Here is a 23034-nt window from a genome sequence, read left to right on the forward strand (position 1 = left end):
AGAGGGGGGCATATCCTGGATGGAGCCCGCGGCCGATGCGGGCGGAGGGGGTCCCGTGGACGGACTGGGTCGTCGTGTTCTCGTCGCCGCATTCGATGGGTGGAACGACGCGGGCGAAGCCGCGTCGTCCGCCATCACGCAGCTGCGCGAGGGCGGGTCGTACGAGACCGTCTTCTCGGTGGATCCCGAGCTCTACTTCGACTACCAGTACACGCGCCCGCACATCGCCGCGGACGGCGACGGACGCCGCACGCTCCGCTGGCCGGAGGCCTCGCTGCTGCGCCCGGCGCGCGCCACCCGCGGCACCCAGCTGTGGCTGCTGACGGGAGTCGAGCCGGCCCGCGCGTGGCAGGCGTTCTCGTCCGAGTTCATCGACATGGCGCTGCGGGAGGACATCACGGGCTTCGTCGCGATCGGCTCGATGATGTCGGACGTGCCGCACACGCGCCCGATCTCCGTGTTCGCGGGCAGCGACAACGAGAACCTGCGCGGCGCCCTCGAACTCGAGCGCAGCTCGTACGAGGGGCCGGTCGGCATCCTGAGCGTGCTCGGCGACGCCGCGGAGCGCGCCGGCATCCCGACGGCCAGCCTGTGGGCGAGCGTCCCGCACTACGTCGCCGGACACACGCCCTCGCCCAAGGCGACGCTCGCGCTCCTCGACAAGCTCGAAGACCTCACGGGCGCGCCGGTCCCCCGCGGCGATCTCGCCACCGAGGCGGCGGCCTGGGAAGCCTCGATCGACGCGGCCGCGGCCGACGACGAGGAGATGACTGAGTACATCCACCAGCTCGAGCGCACCCGTGACACGTGGGACTCGCCCGAGGCGTCGGGCGATGCGATCGCGCAGGAGTTCGAGCGCTACCTGCGCCGCACCGACGGGAAGCCCGGTGACGGGCCGAGCAAGCCCGGACGCGACGACCCGCGCCGCTGAGCGGCATCCGTCTTCCGCACGGTCGCTGAGGCGACCGCGGACCGCACTCCGGCCCCTGGGCCCGTCGAAGCGCCGTTCGACGAACTCAGGGACCGGATCGCGGCTTCTGCGACAGGTAGCCGCTACGGGTTGATGACGCCCATGCTGAGCAGCACCAGGAGCAGCGAGCCCAGCGCGACGCGGTACACCACGAAGGGCAGGAAGCTGTGCTTCGAGATCCAGCTCATGAAGAACGCGATCACGCCCAGCGCCACGATGAACGCGACACCCGTCGCCACGGCCGTCTCACCGAGTGTGAACACGCCCGGCTCGTCGAGGCTCTTGAACAGCTGGAAGAAGCCGCTGCCGAAGACGGCCGGGATCGCGAGCAGGAACGCGTAGCGGGCGGCGGCCGCGCGCTCGTATCCCATGAAGAGACCGGCGGTGATGGTGCCGCCCGAGCGCGAGACACCGGGGATGAGCGCGAGGGACTGGGCGAAGCCGTAGATCACGCCGTGGCCGATGGTGATGTCCTGGAGCTTGCGCTTCTTGGCTCCGACGTGATCGGCGATGCCGAGAAGCACGCCGAAGAAGATCAGCATCCCGGCGGTGATCCACAGCGACCGCAGCACGGTCTCGATCTGGTCCTGGAAGAGGAGGCCGAGAACGACGATCGGGATGCTGCCGATGATGATGAGCCAGCCGAGTTTCGCGTCGGGGTCGTTGCGCGGGATCCGCCCGAACAGGGCGCGGAACCAGTGCCCGATGATCCTCACGATGTCGCGCCAGAAGAACACGACCACCGCAGCCTCGGTGCCGATCTGCGTGATGGCGGTGAACGCGGCGCCGGGATCCTGCGCCGACGGCAGGAACTCGCCGAGGATGCGCAGGTGGGCGCTGGACGAGATCGGCAGGAACTCGGTCAGTCCCTGGACGAAGCCGAGGATGATCGCTTCGAGAAGCATGGGCGCCTTTCAGACGGGCCTGACGGATGCCGCGCTGTCGCGGTGTCCGACGGGGACTTCAGTAGGTGCGGAGCAGGTCGGTGAGCACAGCCTGGCCGAAGACCAGCGCGTCGATCGGGACGCGCTCGTCGACGCCGTGGAACATTCCGGTGAAGTCGAGATCGGCCGGAAGGCGCAGCGGGGCGAAGCCGTAGCCCGCGATGCCGAGCGCGGCCAGCGCCTTGTTGTCGGTGCCGCCGCCCATGAGGTACGGCACGACCGGCGCGCCGGGGTCGTGCCGGCCGAGCGCCGCCACCATCGCGTCCACGAGGTCTCCCGAGAACGGCACCTCGAGGCCGATGTCCTGGTGGACCACCTCGACCTCAACGCCGTCGCCGACGATACGGCGGATGTCGGCGAGGGCGGCCTGCTCGGTGCCCGGCAGCACGCGCACGTCGACCAGGGCCTCGGCGCGGTCGGGGATGACGTTGTGCTTGTAGCCGGCGACGAGTCCGGTCGGGTTCGTGGTGGTGCGCAGCGTCGAGCGGAGGAATCCGGATGCCGCACCCGCGGCCGCCGCGACGGCGTCAGGGTCGTCGGCCGCCTGCCCCGTGAGCGCCGCCAGCCGCTCGGTCATCTCGCGGGTGGTGTCGGTGAGCGTCACCGGCCAGGCGATGCGCCCGAGCGCTGCCACGGCCTCGGCGAGACGCGTCACCGCGTTGTCGGAGTGGAAGCTGGAGCCGTGGGCGGCACGAGCGCGCGCTACGAGCCGGATCCACACGAGGGCCTTCTCCCCCACCTGGAGGAGGTACGCGTGGCGATCGCCGAGCGGGATGGAGTAGCCGCCGACCTCGCTGATCGCCTCCGTCGCGCCTTCGAACCAGCTCGGACGGTTCTCGACGACGAGCGCGGACCCCTCGACACCGCCGTTCTCCTCGTCGGCGAAGAACGCCAGAACGAGGTCGCGCTCGGGCTGCCCGCCGGAGCGGAGGATGTCCGCGACCGAGGTCAGGATCATGGCGTCCATGTCCTTCATGTCCACCGCACCGCGGCCCCACAGCATCCCATCGCGGACGACGCCCTCGAACGGGTCGACGCTCCAGTCCTCTGCGATGGCCGGGACGACGTCGAGGTGGCCGTGCAGCACGAGGGCCGGCTTGTCGCGGTTGCGCCCGGGGACGCGCGCCATCACGTTGGTCCGGCGCGGGATCGGCTCGTAGTACTCGGGCTTCAGCCCGAGGTCCGACAGGTAGGCGCCCACGTACTCCGCGGCCTCGCGCTCGCCCGCGGCGCGGCCGCCGCCGTGGTTCGTGGTGTCGAAGCGGATGAGATCCCGTGCCACCGACGCGACTTCGGGAAGGCCGGGGTCGGGAGAAGGCATGCGGACAAACCTACCGGACCGTACGACCGGCGCGTGGCGCGCCCGGCCGCCTCGCGGCAGCCGGCCGCTGTCTTCCGCCGGCGCCCACGGCTCAGTGCACGGCGTACATGGCGCCGCCCACGAGGAACGTCAGCACCGTCGTCCATCCGACGATCGCGAGCCCCTGCCAGAACAGGATGCGTGCGGTTCGCACACCCGCTCCCGCGAGCATCGTCGCCGTGAACTGCGTGGGCAGCAGAAGTGGTCCGAGCAGACTCACGCCGGGCACGCCGTACCGCTCGAGGGCCCGCTGGAACTTCGCCCGCCGTGCGGTCGTCCTCTCGCCGGCCGGCTCGGCCGGCGACGTCTCGACGATGTCGCCCCCGCCGGCGGCCGTCAGACGGCGCGCGCGGGCATGCGTGACGACCGCCGACCGTGTGCGCGCCGTGAGCAGCACGAGCACCGCGACGCACACGAAGTTGCCGACGATCGCGGCGACGGCGGCGATCACCGGAGGGATGCCGCCGATGATGCCGATCACCGCGGCACCCTCGCCTTCGATGAACGGGACGGCGGCCGCCGCCGCGATGACGAGCGGCTGGACGAGGTCGGGTACCTGGGCGACGAGGTCCTGGAAGGTGTCGACGAGACTCATGAGGTGCTCCTGACGGCAGCTGCGGGCGGGATCCGATGGCGACGGTGCCCGGCATCGTCCGTCGCACAACGAGTCCATCGCCACCCCCGTGATGCCGGAAGTGCCGCGGTGTCACCGCTTTCCGGGCGGTTCGCACGTCTCGGGCATGACATGTGTCATGGACCTATGGTGGGACGCATGACCGGCTCCCCCGTGCCACCCGCGGGCACCGAGACAGCGGCGCAGCGACGAGGGAGGCTGCGCCTGTCTCGCGGCATCACCGCGACCTGGTGGTACACCGTCTCGGCGGTGGTGTTCCTGGAGCTCATGATCGTGGCGGTCTGGACGGGGGCGCTCACCGAAGCGGGCCGCAGCACCGCGGCCATCGCGACGGTCGGCCTCGGCGGCCTCGTGTGGTGGGTCTCGACCTTCCTGCTGATGCGCGAGTACCGGCAGCGCACTGAGCACGAGCGATTCGTTCCCCGGCCGCTGGTCCTCGTCGCGCTGGTGATCGCGGCGTGCTTCGGCCTCGTCGCGGGGCTCGTGTCGGGGTTGTGGCTGTTGGGTGTCGTCCCCCTCGTCCAGACGTCGATGTTCCTCAACTGGCCGCAGGGGATGCGGCTGCGCGTGGTGATCGCCGCGACCGCCCTGCTCGTCGTCCTGTGGTTCAACGACGGCCGCCTGGTCGTTCCGCCCGGCGCGGGGTCGACGTGGTGGCTGCTCGGGTTCTTCTCCGTGTCGCTTCCCGCCATGACGGTGCTGACGCTGTGGTGGTGGGACGTCCTCATGACGGTCGACCGCGCCCGCGCCTCCGAATCCCGCCTCGCAGCGACGCAGGAGCGGTTGCGCGTCGCCACCGACGTTCACGACCTGCAGGGTCACCACCTGCAGGTGATCGCACTACAGCTGGAGCTCGCCGAACGCCTCATGCCGAAGGATCCGGACGCCGCTCTCACGCAGCTGCAGGCCGCTCGGCGCAGCGTCGACGAGGCGCGACAGGGCACGCGAGACCTCGCGCTGCGTTTCCGCTCCGTGCCGTTGACGGTCGAGATCGAGAACGCCGCCGACCTGCTGCGAGCGGCGGGCACGTCGGTGCAGGTGTCGGTGCATGCCGACGCGGACCGGGCTCCGGCATCCGTTCTCGGTCCCGTCATCCGCGAGACCACCACCAACGCGCTGCGGCACGGGGGCGGCCGGTGGGCGCGTCTCTCGCTCACGCGCGACGCGGAGGCCTGGCGCTACGAGATCGAGAACGATGCCACGGATGCCGCGCCGAGCGCCGACGGCGCGGGGCTGGACGGGATCGGCCGTCGCGTCGAGGACGGCGGCGGGTCCGTCCGGATACGGCGCCGACCGCAGGAGTTCGCCGTCGTGGTGCGCGTCCCTGTCGCGGCGGAGGGATCCCGGTGATCCGGGTGCTCGTCGCGGACGACGAGGCGATGATCCGTTCCGCCCTCGCCGCCCTCTTGCGCCTCGAGCCCGACATCGAGGTCGTCGCGGAGTGCGCCGACGGGGACGCGGCCGTGGCCGCAGCACTGCGCCTCTCCCCCGACGTCTGCCTCCTCGACCTCGAGATGCCGGGCCTGGACGGCGTGGAGGTCGCCGCCCGGGTGACGCGCGTCGTCGCGACGCGGTGCATCGTCGTGACGCGGCACGCCCGCCCTGGCGTGCTGCGGCGGGCACTGGCGTCGGGCGTGTCGGGCTTCCTGCCCAAGTCGCGCGGGGCCGACGAAGTGGCGGAGGTCATCCGACGTGTCGCGGCGGGCGGACGCTACGTCGACCCCGAGGTCGCCGCCGACGCGCTGAGCGACGAACGCTGCCCGCTGACCGACCGCGAGCTCGACGTGCTCCGTGCCGGACGCCGCGGCGAGACCACCGGGCAGATCGCCCGCACGCTCTCGCTCGCGCCCGGAACGGTGCGCAATCACGTGTCGGCGGTGTTGAGCAAGCTCGCGGTGAGCACACGCCAGCAGGCCGTCCTGCTCGCCGAGGAGCGTGGCTGGATCTGAAACGGCCGGCGTGCCGCCGCAACGACGAAGGCCCCCTTTCGGGGGCCTTCGACCTTCTGTGCGCGAGGGGGGACTTGAACCCCCACGCCCTATACGGGCACTAGCACCTCAAGCTAGCGCGTCTACCTATTCCGCCACCCGCGCAAGTGGTTTCCGGTTTCGCAACCGAGGAATGACATTACCACGTCACCGGAGGTTCAACGAATCGCCCGGTGCCCGGGCGCGTCACCCCATCGACACTCCGAACAGGAGCCCGAGCACGTAGGTGACGGCGGCGGCGCCGAATCCGATGGCGAGCTGCCGCAGCGCCCGCCGGAGCGGCGGAGCTCCCGACAGGAGGCCCACCGCGGCACCGGTCGACATGAGCGCGATCCCCACGAGAATCAGCGCGAGAACGACTGCGGTGAGACCCGAGAGCCCGAAGATCCAGGGCAGCACCGGGATGATCGCGCCCGAGGCGAAGAAGAGGAAGCTCGACAGCGCTGCCGCCCAGGCGCTGCCCACCACTTCGCCGTGGTCCGCGACGACGATCGGCCCGGTGTCGGCGCTTCCCTGCCCGGCTGCCCGCGCGGCCTCGACGACGCGCCGGGCGCGCGCGGATGCCTCGGCCTCCGGCATCCCGCGCGTCCGGTACACGAGCGCCAGCTCGTTGGCGTCTATGTCGAGATGCGGGATGCCGCTGTCGGCGAAGTCGCTCGGCTCGGTCGCGGCCAGGAGCTCGCGCTGCGACCGCACCGAGACGAACTCGCCCGCCCCCATCGACAGCGCGCCGGCGAGGAGGCCGGCGATGCCGCTGAAGAGCACGAACTGGCTCGACACGCCCGTCGCCCCGATGCCCATCACCAGGGCGAGGTTCGACACCAGTCCATCGTTCGCGCCGAAGACGGCCGCCCGGAAGGTGCCCGACAGACGGCGGCGGCCGCGCGCGGCGAGGCCGCGCACCACCTCGTGGTGCACCTTCTCGTCCGCCGCCATCGTGGCGGTCGCGAAGGGCTCGTCGTCGTACGGCGAGCGGGCCTCGGCGTTCTGCGCGAGGGCCAGCACGAAGATCGATCCGAAGCTCTTCGCCATCCAGCCGAGCAGCCTCGTGCGCACGTCGGGTCGCGGCAGCCGGGCGGGCTCCGCCCCCAGCAGCTCGAGCCAGTGCGCCTCGTGGCGGCCCTCCGCCTCGGCGAGCGCGAGGAGGATCTCGCGCTCCTCGCCGGTGCGCCGACCCGCCAGCTCGCGGTACACGCGTGCCTCGGCGCGCTCGTTCACGAGATACGTCGCCCAGCGGCGCCGGTCGCGATCGGTGGGTGCGGGGGGCGTGCTCACGGAGCCTCCAGTCGGGGTGCGGGACCCGTCAACGCTAGCCACCGCACCGAGGCCGTCCGCCCCGAAATCGATGATTGCCAGCATTTCGGGGCTCCGAACGGCGGCGGGATGGGCAGATGCCCGCGCCCTCGGACGGCCACCCCGGACGAGGGGTACGGGGCGGGCGGGCGCGTCAGGAGCGGACGCGCTTGCGCAGCACGTCGATGCGCGACTGCAGCTGCGCGACCGTGGCGTGCGAGACCGCAGGGCCGCCGCAGATGCGCCGCAGCTCGGCGTGCACCAGCCCGTGCGGCTCGCCGGTCTGCCGGGCATAGAGGCCGACGAGGCTGTTGAGCAGTTGGCGCTGCTCCTTGAGCGTGCGGTGCAGGGCCTGCGGCGGCGCGGGCTGCTGCGGGGCGCCGTCCGATCCGTCCTGCTGAGCCTGGCGGTCGTGCGCTTCGCGGGCGTGGCGGTGGCGCGTCTGGCGCGACTGCCGCTGCATGAGCAGCTCGTGCACGTGCTCGGGCTCGAGCAGGCCGGGGATGCCGAGGAACTCCTCCTCCTCGGGCGTGCCGGGAACGGCGAGCTGACCGAACTCCTTGCCGTCGAACAGCACCCGGTCGAAGTGTGCGAGCGAGCCGAGCGCCTGGTACGTGAACTCCTCGGTGAGCGCGTCAGACGCCTTGTCCTCGCGCTCGGCGGCGTCCATCAGGTCTTCTTCGGCGTTCCACTCGTCCTCGCCGTCGGTGTCGCGGTCGAGCGCGTGATCGCGATGCCGCTCCATCTCGTTGGCGAGCGCGAGCAGCTGCGGCACGTTGGGAAGGAACACGCTCGCCGTCTCGCCGCGACGTCGGGCGCGCACGAAGCGGCCGATCGCCTGCGCGAAGAACAGCGGCGTCGACGCGCTCGTGGCGTACACGCCGACGGCGAGGCGGGGCACGTCCACGCCCTCAGACACCATCCGCACGGCGACCATCCACCGGCTCGTCGACGCGGAGAACTCCTCGATGCGGCTCGAGGCCTCGGCCTCGTCCGACAGCACCACCGTCGGGGCCTCGCCGCTGATCTCGTGCAGGATCCCGGCGTACGCGCGCGCGGCGGTCTGATCCGTCGCGATCACCAGTCCGCCGGCATCCGGCACGTGCTCGCGCACCTCGGTGAGGCGCCGGTCGGCCGACCGCAGCACGGCCGGGATCCAGTCCCCCTCCGGGTCGAGCGCGGTGCGCCACGCCTGCGAGGTGATGTCCTTGGTGTTGTCCTGCCCGAGATGCGCCTCCATCTCGTCGCCGGTCTTGGTGCGCCACCGCATGTGGCCGGCGTACACGAGGAAGATCACCGGCCGGACCACGCCGTCCTCGAGCGCCCGACGGTAGCCGTACGCGTAATCGCTGCGCGAGACCCGGATGCCCTTGGGGTCGGGGTGGTACTCGACGAACGGGATCGGCGCGGTGTCGCTGCGGAACGGCGTGCCGCTGAGCAGCAGGCGCCGGGTCGCCCGCGCGTACGCCTCGCGCAGCGCGTCGCCCCAGCTCAGCGCGTCACCGCCGTGATGCACCTCGTCGAGGATCACCAGCGTGCGCGCGTCCATCGTCAGGCGCTGATGTACGGATGCCTTCACCGCGACCTGCGCGTACGTCACGGCCACGCCGTGGTACTGGCGGGCGGGAGCGACGTGACGGTTGCTGAAGGCGGGATCGAGGCGGATGCCGACGCGGGCCGCGGCATCCGCCCACTGGGTCTTGAGGTGCTCGGTCGGCGCGACCACGACGACGCGGTTGACGATGCGGCGCCGCAGGAGCTCGCTCGCCAGGCGGAGGGCGAACGTCGTCTTGCCGGCGCCCGGGGTCGCCGCCGCGAGGAAGTCGCGCGGACCGCCGCCCGGGCCGTCGGGCCCGTCCATGCCGAAGTACAGGTCGAGCGCCTCGGCCTGCCACGCGCGCAGGCGCTGCGCGGTGCCCCACGGCGCGCGCTGCGGGTAGGTCGGCGACAGGTGCTCGGCCGCGAAGCTGCCGATGTGCGGCTCGGCGCTGTGCGGATCGGCGATCGGGGTCGAGGGGGACGCAGCCTGCGATTCGATCGTCGTTTCGTCCGTCACCGAATGCACCTCCCCCGTAGACAACGAGTCACCACGATAGACGACCGGCACGACATCGAGCGTCGGCGACCGGGGGTAGCCTGACTCTCGGTCACGAGCCGAGGAACGGAAGACGGATGCCCACGACAGAAGATCCCCGCACCCCCTACGTCGAGAACGCCGAGACGCACCCCTGGCGGCGCTACGTCGCCCTGGGCGACTCGTTCACCGAGGGTGTCGGCGATCGCGAGCCGGCGGCCCCGAACGGCGTCCGGGGATGGGCGGACCGGGTCGCCGAGGTGCTGTCGGAGCAGGTGGACGACTTCGCGTACGCCAATCTCGCCATCCGCGGCCGCCTCATCGCCCAGATCGTGCAGGAGCAGGTCGAGCCGGCCATCGCCCTCAAGCCCGACCTCGTGACCTTCTCGGCGGGCGGCAACGACGTCATCCGCCCGAACGGCGACCCCGACAGGATCGCGCAGCTCTTCGAGGACGCCGTCGTGCGCCTCTCGCGCGACGGCGCCACGGTCGTCGTCTTCACGGGCATCGACACCGCATTCACGCCGGTCTTCCGCGGCATCCGCGGCAAGGTCGCCATCTACAACGAGAACATCCGCGCCATCGCCGACAGGTACGACTGCATCGTGGCCGACCAGTGGGCCCTGAAAGAGGTGCAGGACATGCGCTTCTTCGACGACGACCGTCTGCACTACAACACCCTCGGCCATCACGAGGTCGCACGCATGGTGCTGCGGGCGCTGAACGTGCCGAACGACCTGCAGCCGATGCAGCCCGACCCGCTCCCCCTCCGCACGTGGCGCGAGGCGCGCGCGGTCGACCTCGTGTGGGCTCGGGAGTACCTCGTGCCGTGGGTGCTGCGGCGCGTGCGTCACCAGTCGTCGGGCGATCACGTCAAAGCCAAGCGCCCCGACCCGCTGCCGGTCATCACGCTGGCGCCGGCACAGCAGGGTTCCCGGTCGGCGCCCGCGGGCGACGCCGGCCTCGCCGATCGCCCTGAGGAGGTGTGAGGTGACGACGCATCTCGTCACCGGAGCGGGCTCCGGGATCGGCGCGGCGCTCGCCGAACGGCTCGCCGAACGCGGGGACGACCTCTGGCTGCTCGTGCGCGACGCCGGGCGTGCCGCGCAGCTGCGTGAACGCTTCCCGGACGCGCGGACCCTGGTGGGCGACCTCTCCGACCCCGCACGCCTGTCGTGGGCGTTCAGCCACCAGAGCGTGCCGCCGCAGCTCGACTCGCTGATCCACGTCGCCGGCGTCGTGGAGCTCGGCGCCGTCGGCGAGACGCCGGTGGCGACGTGGCAGCATCAGCTCAACGTCAACGCCGTATCGCCGGCCGAGCTCACGCGGCTGATGCTGCCTGCGCTGCGCACCGCGCGGGGGCGCGTGGTGTTCGTGAACTCGGGCGCGGGACTGCGGGTGAGTCCCGAATGGGGCTCGTACGCCGCGAGCAAGTTCGCGGTCCGCGCGATCGCCGATGCGCTCCGCGAGGAGGAGCGCGCCCACGGCGTACGCGTGACGACGGTGTATCCCGGCCGCACGGCGACGCCCATGCAGGAGAAGGTGCACCAGCAGGAGGGCGCGGACTACGACGCGTCGCAGTGGATCGAGCCGGCCTCGGTCGCCGCCGCGATCCTCGCGGCGCTCGATCTGCCGCGGGACGCCGATCTCACCGAGCTGACGATCCGCCCGGGCGCCTGAGCGGACGCCGCCACGCGCCGCCCGGCCGGCGACGGCGGCGCGACGGGGCTCAGCGCGTCCGCAGCTCCCACAGCGCGACCGCGCTCGCCGCGGCCACGTTGAGTGAGTCCACGCCGGCGTCCATGGGAATCGTGACGACGGTGTCGGCGACCTGCAGCGCGCTGCGCGAGAGGCCATCGCCTTCGGCGCCGAGCATCAGCGCGACCCGCTCGGGCCTCCGAGCGCTGAACTCATCGAGCGCGACGGCGTCGTGGGCCAGCGCGAGTGCCGCGAGCACGAAGCCCGACTCGTGCAGGACCGCGCGCGCTTCTCTCCATTCCGGCAGCCTCGTCCACGGCACCTGGAAGACCGTCCCCATGCTCACCCGCACGCTGCGCCGGTAGAGCGGGTCCGCACAGCGCGGGCTGACGAGCACGGCATCGGCGCCGAGCCCGGCCGCCGCGCGGAAGATGGCGCCGACGTTGGTGTGGTCGACGATGTCCTCGAGCACGACGACGAGCCGCGCACCGGCGACCACCTCGGCGACGGTCGGCAGCTCCGGCCGGTGCATCGACGCGAGCGCACCGCGGTGCACGGCGTAGCCGGTCAAGGCTTCGGCGATCTCCGGAGCGACGACGTAGACCGGCACCGCCGCGTCGGCGAGCACCTGCTCGATGTCGCCGAGCCACTTCTCCTGCACGAGCACCGATCGCGGGCGGTGGCCCGCCCGGAGCGCGCGCGCGATGACCTTGGCCGATTCGGCGATGTACAGACCGCCTTCCGGCTCGAGCACGCGGCGGAGTGCGACGTCGGTGAGATCGCGGTAGTCCGCGAGTCGTTCGTCGGCGGCGTCGGTGATGTGGATCGCGTGCATCGCGTCCCATCGTCGCACGCGCCGAGGTTCACACCCGCGTGCCGACCGCCGTCCAGGCCCGCGCCGTCACGGTGAACGGCCCCTCGCCGAACTCGTCACGCAGGGCACTCTCCAGCCGGGCGGCGCCGGATTCGTCCAGCGTCGCCACATAGCGCCCTGCCGGCCCGACGCCGAGGAGGAACGGCTGCCACCAATCGTCGAAGCCGCTCAGCGCCACCGTGCTCTCGACGACCGTCTGCGTCACGTCCGCGAGGCCCGCGCGCTCGAAGATCTCGACCAGCTGCCCTTCGGCGGCACCGCTGAGAGAGGCCTCGCCGCGCACGTCGGGGTCGAGTCGGCGAGCGATGCGCCAGAAGTCCGAGAGCGGTCCGCCGCCTCCGGCGTGATCCCACACGCACGCCGAGACTCGTCCGCCGACGGCGGTCACGCGCGCCATCTCCCCTACGCCCCGCACGGGCTCGGTCATGAAGTGCACGACGAGCTGCGCAAGGGCGGCCCCGAACTCCCGGGCGCCGAAGGGAAGGTCCTCGGCAGCGGCCACGCGCACGTCCACTCCGGGGCATGCGTCGGCGGTCGCCGCGGCGAACACGGGCTCAGGATCCACCGCGCTCACTGCCGCCGCGCCCCTGCGTCGCACGAGCTCGCGCGTGAGCATGCCCGGGCCGCAGCCCACGTCGAGCACACGGGTCTGGGGGGCCACGCCTTCGAGCCCCACCGTGGCGAACGGCACCGCGAGCGGCGTCGAGAAGCGGCCCATGAACCGCGCGTACGCCTCGGCGCTGACATTCCCGAAGCTGCCCACGCGCTCATCCTGGCACGCGGGCGGGCGCCGTAACATCCCGGAAAACCGAGAGGCCTACACTCGACGCGAAGGGGGTGCGCCGTGACGACGATTTCGACCGGACTGGACGCCCGCACGACGGATGCCGTGGCCGAGGCCATCGCGACGCTCTCGGGCCGTCGCATCGCGGTGCTGACAGGGGCCGGTGTCTCCACCGACTCCGGCATCCCCGACTATCGCGGTGCGGGTGCGCCCGTGCGGACCCCCATGACGGTCGAGCAGTTCCTCTCCAGCGACGCCTCGCGGCGGCGCTACTGGGTGGGCAGCCACCTCGGCTGGAAGGCGTTCGCGGCCGCCGAGCCCAACGCCGGCCATCGGGCCATCGCCGACCTGGAGGCGCGTGGGCTTGCCACTGGGGTCGTCACGCAGAACGTCGACGGTCTTCACGTCCGCGCCGGCAGCCGGCGTGTGGTGGAGCTGCACGGCACGATGCGCCGCATCTTCTGCACGCACTGCGGCCAGGTGTTCGACCGCCGCGACCTCGCCCGCCGCGTCGAAGACGACAATCCGTGGATCCGCGTCCCCGCGAATGTCGCACTCGGCCCCGACGGCGACGTGCTCCCCGAGAGCACTGAAGGCTTCCGCATCCCGGCCTGCAGCGTCTGCGGCGGAATGCTGAAGCCCGACGTCGTCTTCTTCGGCGAGTTCATACCGGCGGAGAAGTTCCGGGAGGCCGAGCAGCTGGTGCACACCAGCGGGGCCCTCCTCATCGCCGGATCCTCGCTCGTCGTCAACTCCGGCATCCGGCTCCTGGAGCGTGCGCGCCGCCGGCGCCTGCCGGTCGTGATCGTGAACCGCGGCATCACCCGCGGCGATGCCCGCGCGACGGTCAAGATCGACGCCGGCACGAGCGAGGTCCTCCGGGCACTGGCTGACGGCCTCCCCTCCCTCGCCTGACGCATCTCCCGTTCAGGCGCCCCGGGTAGGGTCGGAGCATGACCGCTCTCACCCTGATCCGCCACGGCGAGACCGACTGGAACCGCGATCGGCGGATCCAGGGTGCGACCGACATCCCCCTCAACGACACGGGTCGCGCACAGGCCCGCGCCACCGCGGCGGTGCTGCGCGGGCGCCTCGACGCGACCGTGCCGGCGAGGATCGTCTCGAGCGATCTCGCCCGCGCCCGCGAGACGGCCGAGATCATCGCCGCCGAGCTGGGCCTCGCCGCACCCCGGACCTATCGCGGATTGCGCGAGCGGTCGTACGGCGAGGCGGAGGGCATCGACGTGGAAGAGTTCCGCGCCCGCTGGGGCGACTGGCACAGTGCGGAGGTTCCCGGCGCCGAGCCGTGGCCGGAGCTGCGCAAGCGGGGCATCGCGGCACTCGGCCGCGCCGTCCGCGATCACCGCCGCACGACCGCGCCGGCGGCCGCGAACCTCATCGTCGTGAGTCACGGAGCGCTGATCCGGGAGCTGATCCGCCACGCGACGGCCGGCGAGCTGCCGCCCGTGGGCGAGCGTCTCGCGAACGGATCGACGCACGACTTCGTCTACGAGCGCGACCACCTCCGGCTCATCGCCTACGCGGGGCTCGGGGCCTGACGCCGGCGGCGTCGCGACTCAGCCGTCTGCCCGGGCCAGGACGCCGCGCGCGTGCCGCAGCACGGGCTCGTCCACCATGCGCCCCTCGTAGGAGAACACGCCGCGCTCGGTCTGCGCGGCGCCGAGCACGCCACGCGCCCACGCGACGGTCTTCTCGTCGGGGCGGTACGCGGCGCGGATGACGGGGACCTGGCTGGGGTGGATGCACGCGGTGGCGCGGAATCCGGATGCCGCAGCATCGGCCGCCTCGATCGCCAGGCGCTTCGCATCGTCGATGTCGAGATGGACGGCATCGATCGCGGCCTTGCCGCGCGCGCCCGCCGCAAGCAGGACCCGCGCGCGGGCGTAGCGCGCGATGTCGCGATAGCGGCCGTTGGGCTTGCGACTCGAGGTGCCGCCGAGGCTCGCCACCAGGTCCTCCGCTCCCCACATCAGCGCCACGACGTTGTCGAGGGCCGCGATACGGTCGGCCTGGGCGACGCCCTTCGCCGTCTCGCACAGTGCGACGACCTCGAAGCGCGCGTCGATGCGTGCGATGCGCTTCGGCGACTCGGACTTGGCCAGCATGATGCGCCGGTAGTCGGTCTGCGAGAGCGTCGCCATGTCGGCCGTGAACGCGTCGGTCTCGGCCGGATTGACGCGCACGATGACGCGCGCGGGGTCGACCTCCGATTCGATGAGGTGACCGCGGGCCGCCGTCTTGTCCGCGGGCGCCACCGCGTCCTCCAGATCCAGGATGACGGCGTCCGCGCGATCGAATGCCTTGGCGTACCGCTCGGGGCGGTCCGCCGGGCAGAACAGCAGCGCGGGGCCGAGGTCGAAGTTCATGGGGTCCTCCCCGGGATCGGCGGCGCGCACCACATCAGGGCGGTCCGCGTGGCCACGGCGACGACCTCGCCGCGCTGGTTGCGTCCGGTGTGACGAAGGGTCACGATCCCCTGCCCGGGACGCGAGGCCGAGAGCCGCTTGTCGACGACCTCCGTCTCGGTGTACAGCGTGTCGCCGTGGAACAGGGGCGCCGGGAACGAGATGTCGGTGAGGCCGAGCTGCGCGACGAGCGTTCCCTGCGTGATCTGCGAGACGGACGCCCCGACCATCGTCGCCAGCGTCCACATCGAGTTCATGAGGCGCTGTCCGAACGGCTGCGACTCTGCGAAGGCGGCATCCAGGTGCAGCGCCTGCGTGTTCATCGTGAGCGAGGAGAACAGCACGTTGTCCGCCTCGGTAGCCGTGCGACCGGGGCGATGCAGGTACGTCGTGCCCACCGCGAGCTCGTCGTACCAGAGTCCCCGCTGCACGACCTCGGGGGAACCGCCGTCGGGGGCGGGGTTCTCGGCGGGGTCAGGCATCACGTCTGTCACGCTACCCTCAGGCCACACCCAGCGCCCGTGCGATCACGAGCAGCTGCACCTCGTTCGTGCCCTCACCGATCTCGAGGATCTTCGAGTCGCGGTAATGACGGGCGACCGGGTACTCGTTCATGAACCCGTTGCCGCCGAACACCTGGGTCGCGTCGCGCGCGTTGTCCATCGCCGCATCGCTCGCGGTGAGCTTGGCTATCGCCGCCTCGGTCTTGAAGGGCTTCCCCGCGTCGCGCAGCCGGGCGGCGTGATGCCACGCGAGACGCGCGTTGTGCACGCGAAGCTGCATCCGGGCGAGGAGGAACTGGATGCCCTGTCTCGTCGCGAGCGCGTCGCCGAACACCGTCCGCTTCTTGGCGTAGTCGACGGCGGCCTCGAGGCATCCCTCCGCGGCACCCGTCGACAGCGCCGCGATGGCGATGCGTCCCTCGTCGAGGATGTGGAGGAAGTTCGCGAAGCCGCGACCCCGCTCGCCCAGCAGGTTCCCCTCGGGCACACGCGCATCCTGGAACGTCAGCGGATGCGTGTCGGACGCGTGCCACCCGACCTTGTCGTAGCCGGGCTCGACCGTGAAGCCGGGCGTGCCCGACGGCACGATGATCGTCGAGATCTGCTTGCGGCCGTCCTGCTCCCCGGTGACCGCCGTGACGGTCACGAACCGGGTGATCGGCGTTCCCGAGTTGGTGATGAACTGCTTCGAGCCGTTGATGACCCACTCGCCGGCCTCGAGCTTCGCCGTGGTGCGCGTGGCGCCGGCGTCGGAGCCCGCCTCCGGCTCGGTGAGCCCGAAGCCCGCGAGCGCCGTGCCGGCCAGGAGATCCGGCAGCAGCGCCTGCTTCTGCTCCTCCGTGCCGAAGCGGAACACCGGCATCGCACCGAGACTGACGCCGGCTTCGAGCGTGATGGCGATGGACTGGTCGACGCGTCCGAGTGCCTCGATCGCGAGGCAGAGTGCGAAGTAGTCGCCACCCTGCCCGCCGTACTCCTCGGGGAACGGCAGGCCGAACAGGCCCAGCTCGCCCATCTGGGCGACGACGTCCATCGGCAGGGTCTTCGTGCGGTCGGCCTCGTAGGCCTGCGGGGCGACGACCTCGTCGGCGAAGTCGCGCACCATGCGGGCGAGCTCTCGCTCGTCGTCGGTCAGGTTGAAGTGGTCCATGGCTGCCTCGGATTTCAGGAGGGGGTGTCGGATGCCTCGTGGGCGGGTTCTGCGGCGGTGACGTGAGCGAGAACCTGGTCGCGGCGCACCTGGTCGCCCGTGACGACGTCGAGACGCACGACGCCCGCGTGGGGCGCGACGACGGGGTGCTCCATCTTCATGGCCTCGATGGTCACGATCCGGTCGCCGGCGGCGACCGCGGCGCCGTCGGCGACGTGGAGGGCGACGACAGCGCCCGGCATCGGGGCGCGCAGCTCCGGATCGGTCGCGGCGGCATCGCGCTCGCGGGCGGCGAGGCGCTTCTCCATCGCCTCCCGGCGCGTGAGAGGGCGCAGCCGGTGTGTCGCGGCGTCGGCGTGCACCCAGATCCACCCTGCGGCGTCCGTCGCCACCGTCACGCCGGAGGCCCTCGCCTGCTCGGTGGTGTGCGATCCGTCGTGCGGTGCGGGGCCGACACGGCCGGACGCTGACGACTCCCGACGCCGCCGTGAATCCATGGCGGAGAACGACGCCGGCGCGAGGTCGGGAGCCGCGACGACGGCGATGGCGCCGCTCTCCGCCTCGACCGCGACCGTGCGACCGACCGGTGCGCTTCCCGCGCGCCAGCCGGTGCCGGTGAGCCACAGCGGGCCGGCCGCTGCTCGGACAGGCTCCGAAGCGCGCACGCGCGCGAGCTCTCCGGCCAGGGCTGCGGCGGTGAGCGCCGCCTGCGACGGTTCCGAGGCCGAATACGGCGGCAGACGGTCGATCAGTCCGGTGTCCATGTCGCCGCCGCGCACTCCCGGATCGGCCAGCAGCGCCCGCAGGAATCCGAGGTTGCTGTCGACGCCGAGCAGCACGGTCTCGGCGAGCGCAGCATCGAGCCGTTCGATCGCCTGCGCGCGATCCGAGCCGTGCGCGATGACCTTCGCGATCATCGGGTCGTAATCGGACGAGACGACGCTGCCCGACTCGACCGCGGCGTCCGTGCGCACCCCTGCGGGCTCGCGCCACACCAGCACGTCGCCGGTCGCCGGCAGGAAGCCGCGCTCGGGGCTCTCGGCGTACACGCGGGCCTCGATCGCGTGACCGTCGAGGCGGATGTCGTCCTGCGCGAGCGCGAGCGGACGGCCTGCCGCGACGAGGAGCTGCTGCTCGACGAGGTCGACCCCGGTCACGAGCTCGGTCACCGGATGCTCGACCTGCAGTCGCGTGTTCATCTCGATGAAGAAGAACTCGTCGGGCCGATCGCCGGCCACGAGGAACTCGACGGTGCCTGCGCCGCGGTAGTCCACGCTCGCGGCGGCCGCGCACGCCGCGGCCCCCAGGCGCGCGCGGGTGGCGGCATCCACCACCGGGGAGGGAGCCTCCTCGATGACCTTCTGATGCCGGCGCTGCAGTGTGCACTCACGCTCGCCGAGATGGATGACGTCGCCGTGCGCGTCGGCGAGCACCTGCACCTCGATGTGGCGCGGGCGCACGATGAGGCGCTCCAGCAACAGGGTGTCGTCGCCGAAAGCCGCCGCAGCCACGCGACGGGCGGTGGCCAGCGCCTCCGGCAGCTCGGACGCCGCTCGCACCACCTGCATGCCCTTGCCGCCCCCGCCCGCCGAGGGCTTGACCAGCAGCGGATAGCCCGTCTCGCCCGCCGCGGCGGCGATGTCGGCGTCCGTCATCCCGACGGCGCTGAAGCCGGGGACGGTCGGCACGCCGTGTGCTGTCACGTGCTCCTTCGCGCGGATCTTGTCGCCCATCACGTCGAGGGCGCGCTCCCCCGGACCGATGAACACGATCCCCGCGTCGGCGCAGGCGCGCGCGAAGCCCGCGTTCTCGGACAGGAACCCGTAACCCGGGTGGATCGCCTCGGCAGCCGTCTCACGGGCGGCGGCGATCACCGCCGCGATGTCGAGGTACGACGCGGATGCCGCAGCCGGCCCGATGCGCACCGCGACGTCGGCCTCCCGTACGTGCGGCGCGTCGGCGTCGGCGTCGCTGTAGACGGCGACCGAGCGGATGCCGAGCCGCCGCAGAGTGCGGATCACGCGGCGTGCGATCTCGCCGCGATTGGCGACCAGGACGGTGGCGAACGGGGGCCCGTCGACGGAATCGGCGATAGTGGGGCGGGCCTCACGGAGGGAGGCGGGAGAGGAGGTCACGGGGATCACATCCGGAAGACGCCGAAGCGCGGTTCGGGCAGCGGGGTGCGCGAGACGACGTCCAGCGCGAGTCCGAGCAGGTCGCGGGTGTCGAGCGGGTCGACGACGCCGTCGTCCCAGAGCCGGGCGGTGGCGTAGTAGGGGCTCCCCTGATCCTCGTACTGGGCGCGGATCGGTGCCTCGAACGCCGCCTGGTCCGCCTGCGACCACTCCTCGCCGCGGGCCTCCAGCTGGTCTCGCTTGACGGTCGACAGCACCGACGCGGCCTGGTTCCCGCCCATCACGGAGATGCGACTCGCGGGCCAGGTCCAGAGGAACCGCGGCGAGTACGCCCGGCCGCACATCGAGTAGTTGCCGGCGCCGAACGAGCCGCCGATGACGACGGTGAGCTTGGGGACGCGCGTGGTGGCGACGGCGGTGACCATCTTGGCGCCGTCCTTCGCGATGCCGCCGGCCTCGGCGTCCCGTCCCACCATGAAGCCGGAGATGTTCTGGAGGAACAGCAGCGGTGTGCCGCGCTGGTCGCACAGCTCGATGAAGTGGGCGCCCTTCTGCGCGGATTCGCTGAACAGCACGCCGTTGTTGGCGACGATGCCGACGGGGTGGCCGTGGATGCGCGCGAAGCCGGTGACCAGCGTGTCGCCGTACTCGCGCTTGAACTCGTGGAACTCGCTCCCGTCGACCAGCCGGGCGATGACCTCGCGCACGTCGTAGGGCTGGTTGACGTCGACGGGGACGACCCCGTACAGGTCGGACGGGTCGACGGCGGGCGGGACGCTCGGCACGACATCCCACGCGGGCGCGGCGGGAAGCGGCAGGGTGGCGACGATGTCGCGGACGATCTCGAGGGCGTGCTCGTCGTCCTCGGCGAGGTGGTCGACGACGCCCGAGCGTCGGGCGTGCAGCTCTCCCCCGCCGAGCTCCTCTGCGGTGACGACCTCGCCGATCGCGGCCTTCACGAGCGGCGGGCCGCCGAGGAAGATCGTGCCCTGGCCCCGGACGATGACCGTCTCGTCGCTCATGGCGGGGACGTACGCGCCTCCGGCGGTGCAGGAGCCGAGGACCGCGGCGATCTGCGGGATGCCGGCGGCCGACAGCCGGGCCTGATTGAAGAAGATGCGTCCGAAGTGGTCGCGGTCGGGGAACACCTCGTCCTGCATGGGAAGGAACGCGCCCCCCGAGTCGACCAGATAGACGCACGGCAGGCGGTTCTCGAACGCGATCTCCTGGGCGCGGAGGTGCTTCTTCACCGTCAGCGGATAGTAGGTGCCGCCCTTCACGGTCGCGTCGTTGCAGACGACCATCACCTGGCGCCCGTGCACGAGGCCGATGCCGGCGATGACGCCGGCGGCCGGGGCCTCCCCGCCGTACAGCCCGTCGGCGGCGAGCGGCGCGATCTCGATGAACGGGCTCCCCTCGTCCAGCAGCCGCGAGACGCGGTCGCGGGGCAGCAGCTTGCCGCGCGCGACATGGCGCTGGCGAGAGGCGGTGGGCCCGCCCAGGGACGCCGTAGCCAGCCGATTGCGCAGCTCTCGAGCCAGCCCCTGCTGACCCTCGTGGATGCGCACGAAGGCCTCGTCGTGCACCGCGGCGGTACTCAGCACGCCCATCTGCGCCCTCCCGTGTCATCTCCGTCGACGTCACGATCGGATCACGTCCGTTGTCCTGACGCGATCGGATTGGTTAGTGTTCACTAACTGAGCTTCAGGTTAGCGACCATTAACTGGAATCACAAGCGGGGAACCGGAATGACAAGCGCCGCCACCGACCGCGATCGCGCGAAGGCCGACCGCCACGCAGCGATCCTCCGCGAGGCGGCCGCGCTGTTCGCCGAACGCGGCTTCAGCGGCGTCAGCCTCGAAGACATCGGCGGGGCGGTCGGCGTCAGCGGCCCTGCCCTCTATCGGCACTTCGCGAACAAGCAGGCGTTGCTGGGCGCCATCCTCGTCGAGGTGAGCGAGCGGCTGCTGGCCGGCGGCCGGGCCGTGCTGTCCGAGCATGATGACCCCGCCGATCAGCTCGACGCGATCATCGCGTTCCACGTCGAGTTCGCGCTCCGCGACGCCGACGTCATCCGAGTCCAGGACCGCGACCTCGCGAGCCTCAGCGACGACGACCGCCACACCGTGCGGCGCCTCCAGCGCGAGTACGTGGAGGTGTGGATCGGCATCCTCTCGACGATCCATCCCGAGCGAGACGAGGACGACCTGCGCGTGCGCGCCCACGCGTGCTTCGGCCTCATCAACTCGACGCCCCACACGGTGCGCGCGTCGCGGTCGCGCCCCGGCGAGCGCGACATGCGCGGCATCCTCCGCTCGATGGCGCGCGCTTCGCTCACCGCCTGACTTCGGCCCTTGGCCTAATCTGGACGGACCATGGCGGGGGATGGCCACACGGACGACGCGCAGCCGAAGGATCACGGCGACGCGGAAGGAGTCGTGCGCCCGCGTGCGGAGAGCACCGACAGCTCGCGTCGCGACTTCCTGAAGCTCGGTGGCATCGCGACCGCGGGGCTCGTGGTCGGCGGCGCGGTCGGCGCAGCGGCGGGCGCCACGATCGGCCACGAGCTCGGCGTCCGCGAGGGATCCCTCGATCTGGCCGCCCTGCCCGCGCGCTCCGAGCCCGGCTTCGACCACGTGGTCGTGGTCATGGGCGAGAACCGCTCGTTCGACAACCTGCTCGGCTGGCTCTATACGCCCGACACGCTCCCCGACGGTGCGACGTTCGACGGGCTCGCGTTCGGCGACTATGCCAACACCGCCCCGAGCGGCGAACCGATCGCGGCGCACACCTACAGCGGCCCCACCGACGAGGTGATGGGCCGCCCGAACCCCGACCCCGGCGAAGAGTTCCCGCACGTCAACACGCAGCTGTTCGGCACGGTCGCACCCGCGTCGAACGCGACGAGCCAGGTCGGCGACATGGCGGCGCCCTTCAATGCACCGCCCTCCGGCACCGCACCGACGATGGACGGGTTCGTGCGCGACTACTGGAACAACGTCGAGCGGCTGCGCCGTGGGAAGGCGCCCACGCTGCAGGAGGCCACCCACATCATGGGCGGCTTCTCCCCCGAGCAACTGCCGGTGCTCTCCACCCTCGCCAAGGGCTTCGCCGTCTTCGACGCCTGGTTCGCCGCCGTCCCGTCGCAGACCTACTGCAACCGGTCGTTCTTCCACGCCTCGACCTCGCACGGCTTCGTCACGAACAAGCACGGCGGCGGCTACGACAAGTGGCTCGACGCGCCCGCGGCGCCGACGATCTTCAACCGGCTGGAGGACGCCGGCATCTCGTGGAAGATCTACTTCGACGAGATGCAGCTGGTGTCACTGACCGGCATGATGCACGCCCCCGTGCTCGAGCAGTACTGGCGCACCGGCCGTTTCGGCCACATGTCGGAGTTCGCCGAGGATGCCGCCGCCGGGCGTCTGCCGGCCTACGCGTTCATCGAACCGCGGATGGTCTACAACCACAACGACTTCCACCCGCCCTTCGGCGTGTACCGCGAGAGCGACGTCGAGGGCACGCCCGTGCTGGATTCCGCCATCTCGGACGTGCGCGCCGGCGAGAAGCTCGTCGCCGAGATCTACAACGCCATCAAGTCCAGCGCCACGCCGGACGGCTCCAACGCGCTGAACACCCTGCTGCTGATCACGTTCGACGAGCACGGGGGCACGTACGACCATGTCCCTCCCCCGGCGGCTGTCCCGCCCGTCGCCGATGATGCACCCGGAGAGATGGGCTTCACGTTCGACCGCCTCGGGGTGCGTGTCCCCGCGATCGCCGTGTCGGCGTACACGCAGAGCGGCACCATCGTGCACGACGAGATGCACCACGGCGCGGTGATCGCCACCTTGGCGCGCCTTCATGGCCTGCGCCCGCTCACCCGGCGCGACGCGACGGCGCGGGACCTTTTCTCGGTGGTCAATCTCGACGCTCCGCGGGATCCGTCGACGTGGCCGGTCGTGCACCCGATGTATGTGCCGCCCAATCCGCACGAGGACGAGCGGATCGACCTCCGTGACGGGCAGCACAAGAACAAGCCGCTCAGCCCGCCCGGCAGGGGGCTGCTGGGCCTGCTGCTCGCGCGCTACGCCGCGCCCGGTGCGCCCGAGCCGGAGACCTACGCCGAGGCGTACGAGGTGCTCCAGAAGCACGGCCTCGGCCTCTTCTACCCGAAGAAGAGCTGACCGGCCGACCCCCA

Annotated in this window: 21 protein-coding genes and 1 tRNA gene; 9 read left to right on the forward strand and 13 right to left on the reverse strand. The window is 71.7% G+C overall.

All coding sequences use genetic code 11. The features are described 5' to 3' along the window. Positions 1 to 55: 55 nt before the first annotated feature. Positions 56 to 931 carry a PAC2 family protein gene (locus tag Q9R08_RS07950; protein ID WP_308867359.1) on the forward strand — a complete coding sequence of 292 codons (876 nt, stop codon included), beginning with the start codon at positions 56 to 58 and terminating at the stop codon, positions 929 to 931. A gap of 122 nt (positions 932 to 1053) precedes the next feature. On the opposite strand, the gene Q9R08_RS07955 is transcribed toward Q9R08_RS07950, so the two are convergent. The 3 genes from Q9R08_RS07955 to Q9R08_RS07965 form a co-directional block, all read right to left on the reverse strand. Further along, positions 1054 to 1875 carry an undecaprenyl-diphosphate phosphatase gene (locus Q9R08_RS07955; protein ID WP_308867361.1) on the reverse strand — a complete coding sequence of 274 codons (822 nt, stop codon included), beginning with the start codon at positions 1873 to 1875 and terminating at the stop codon, positions 1054 to 1056. 58 nt (positions 1876 to 1933) lie between these two features. Next, positions 1934 to 3235, reverse strand: a complete 1302-nt coding sequence (locus Q9R08_RS07960) for a M20/M25/M40 family metallo-hydrolase (protein WP_308867363.1) — start codon at positions 3233 to 3235, stop codon at positions 1934 to 1936. Between the two features lie 91 nt (positions 3236 to 3326). After that, positions 3327 to 3869 carry a small multidrug efflux protein gene (locus Q9R08_RS07965; protein WP_308867364.1) on the reverse strand — a complete coding sequence of 181 codons (543 nt, stop codon included), beginning with the start codon at positions 3867 to 3869 and terminating at the stop codon, positions 3327 to 3329. Between the two features lie 177 nt (positions 3870 to 4046). Here Q9R08_RS07965 and Q9R08_RS07970 point away from each other — a divergent pair, with 177 nt between their 5' ends. Both Q9R08_RS07970 and Q9R08_RS07975 read left to right on the forward strand, forming a co-directional pair. Beyond that, a complete protein-coding gene (locus Q9R08_RS07970; RefSeq protein WP_308867366.1) occupies positions 4047 to 5258 on the forward strand; it encodes a sensor histidine kinase in 1212 nt (403 codons plus the stop codon). After that, positions 5255 to 5857, forward strand: a complete 603-nt coding sequence (locus Q9R08_RS07975; RefSeq protein ID WP_308867367.1) for a response regulator — start codon at positions 5255 to 5257, stop codon at positions 5855 to 5857. The genes Q9R08_RS07970 and Q9R08_RS07975 overlap by 4 nt, the downstream gene beginning before the upstream one ends. 59 nt (positions 5858 to 5916) lie before the next feature. On the opposite strand, the gene Q9R08_RS07980 is transcribed toward Q9R08_RS07975, so the two are convergent. The 3 genes from Q9R08_RS07980 to Q9R08_RS07990 all read right to left on the reverse strand — a co-directional run bounded on the left by Q9R08_RS07980 (position 5917) and on the right by Q9R08_RS07990 (position 9194). Then, positions 5917 to 6001 (reverse strand) — tRNA-Leu (locus Q9R08_RS07980). Between the two features lie 81 nt (positions 6002 to 6082). Next, positions 6083 to 7171 carry a VIT1/CCC1 transporter family protein gene (locus tag Q9R08_RS07985; RefSeq protein ID WP_308867369.1) on the reverse strand — a complete coding sequence of 363 codons (1089 nt, stop codon included), beginning with the start codon at positions 7169 to 7171 and terminating at the stop codon, positions 6083 to 6085. A gap of 172 nt (positions 7172 to 7343) precedes the next feature. Next, positions 7344 to 9194 (reverse strand): DEAD/DEAH box helicase, encoded by a 1851-nt coding sequence (locus tag Q9R08_RS07990; protein ID WP_308867690.1) that lies wholly within the window; start codon positions 9192 to 9194, stop codon positions 7344 to 7346. A 167-nt stretch (positions 9195 to 9361) separates the two neighbouring features. Between Q9R08_RS07990 and Q9R08_RS07995 the strand changes: the two genes are divergently transcribed. Both Q9R08_RS07995 and Q9R08_RS08000 read left to right on the forward strand, forming a co-directional pair. Continuing rightward, on the forward strand, positions 9362 to 10252 hold the full coding sequence (locus tag Q9R08_RS07995; RefSeq protein ID WP_308867370.1) for an SGNH/GDSL hydrolase family protein: 891 nt from the start codon (positions 9362 to 9364) through the stop codon (positions 10250 to 10252). Between the two features lies 1 nt (position 10253). Beyond that, positions 10254 to 10943, forward strand: a complete 690-nt coding sequence (locus Q9R08_RS08000; RefSeq protein WP_308867372.1) for an SDR family oxidoreductase — start codon at positions 10254 to 10256, stop codon at positions 10941 to 10943. A 49-nt stretch (positions 10944 to 10992) separates the two neighbouring features. On the opposite strand, the gene Q9R08_RS08005 is transcribed toward Q9R08_RS08000, so the two are convergent. Both Q9R08_RS08005 and Q9R08_RS08010 read right to left on the reverse strand, forming a co-directional pair. Next, on the reverse strand, positions 10993 to 11796 hold the full coding sequence (locus Q9R08_RS08005) for a TrmH family RNA methyltransferase (RefSeq protein ID WP_308867691.1): 804 nt from the start codon (positions 11794 to 11796) through the stop codon (positions 10993 to 10995). 28 nt (positions 11797 to 11824) lie between these two features. Next, on the reverse strand, positions 11825 to 12598 hold the full coding sequence (locus Q9R08_RS08010) for a class I SAM-dependent methyltransferase (RefSeq protein ID WP_308867373.1): 774 nt from the start codon (positions 12596 to 12598) through the stop codon (positions 11825 to 11827). An 81-nt stretch (positions 12599 to 12679) separates the two neighbouring features. On the opposite strand from Q9R08_RS08010, the gene Q9R08_RS08015 reads away from it, so the two are divergent. Together Q9R08_RS08015 and Q9R08_RS08020 are read left to right on the forward strand one after the other, a co-directional pair. After that, entirely contained in the window at positions 12680 to 13534 is an 855-nt protein-coding gene (locus Q9R08_RS08015) for a Sir2 family NAD-dependent protein deacetylase (protein WP_418001329.1), read from the forward strand. Between the two features lie 38 nt (positions 13535 to 13572). Further along, on the forward strand, positions 13573 to 14178 hold the full coding sequence (locus tag Q9R08_RS08020; protein ID WP_308867374.1) for a histidine phosphatase family protein: 606 nt from the start codon (positions 13573 to 13575) through the stop codon (positions 14176 to 14178). Positions 14179 to 14196: 18 nt separating this feature from the next. Here the strand turns inward: Q9R08_RS08020 and Q9R08_RS08025 are convergent, their stop codons facing one another. From Q9R08_RS08025 to Q9R08_RS08045, 5 genes are read right to left on the reverse strand one after another with little or no spacing between them, the layout of a single operon-like run. Further along, positions 14197 to 15006, reverse strand: a complete 810-nt coding sequence (locus tag Q9R08_RS08025) for an HpcH/HpaI aldolase/citrate lyase family protein (protein ID WP_308867375.1) — start codon at positions 15004 to 15006, stop codon at positions 14197 to 14199. Then, entirely contained in the window at positions 15003 to 15527 is a 525-nt protein-coding gene (locus tag Q9R08_RS08030; protein WP_308867376.1) for a MaoC family dehydratase, read from the reverse strand. The genes Q9R08_RS08025 and Q9R08_RS08030 overlap by 4 nt, the downstream gene beginning before the upstream one ends. Positions 15528 to 15546: 19 nt before the next feature. After that, complete coding sequence (locus tag Q9R08_RS08035) at positions 15547 to 16698, reverse strand: acyl-CoA dehydrogenase family protein (protein ID WP_308867377.1); 1152 nt, start codon at positions 16696 to 16698, stop codon at positions 15547 to 15549. 14 nt (positions 16699 to 16712) lie between these two features. Further along, complete coding sequence (locus Q9R08_RS08040) at positions 16713 to 18833, reverse strand: acetyl/propionyl/methylcrotonyl-CoA carboxylase subunit alpha (RefSeq protein ID WP_308867378.1); 2121 nt, start codon at positions 18831 to 18833, stop codon at positions 16713 to 16715. 5 nt (positions 18834 to 18838) lie between these two features. Beyond that, positions 18839 to 20443: a carboxyl transferase domain-containing protein gene (locus tag Q9R08_RS08045; protein WP_308867379.1), complete on the reverse strand. Its 1605-nt coding sequence runs from the start codon at positions 20441 to 20443 to the stop codon at positions 18839 to 18841. A gap of 138 nt (positions 20444 to 20581) precedes the next feature. Here Q9R08_RS08045 and Q9R08_RS08050 point away from each other — a divergent pair, with 138 nt between their 5' ends. Further along, entirely contained in the window at positions 20582 to 21178 is a 597-nt protein-coding gene (locus Q9R08_RS08050; RefSeq protein WP_308867380.1) for an SACE_7040 family transcriptional regulator, read from the forward strand. Positions 21179 to 21208: 30 nt separating this feature from the next. After that, on the forward strand, positions 21209 to 23020 hold the full coding sequence (locus tag Q9R08_RS08055; RefSeq protein WP_308867382.1) for an alkaline phosphatase family protein: 1812 nt from the start codon (positions 21209 to 21211) through the stop codon (positions 23018 to 23020). Positions 23021 to 23034 lie beyond the last annotated feature (14 nt).

The sequence above is a fragment of the Microbacterium psychrotolerans genome, from assembly GCF_031085295.1.
Classification (GTDB): Bacteria; Actinomycetota; Actinomycetes; order Actinomycetales; family Microbacteriaceae; genus Microbacterium; species Microbacterium psychrotolerans.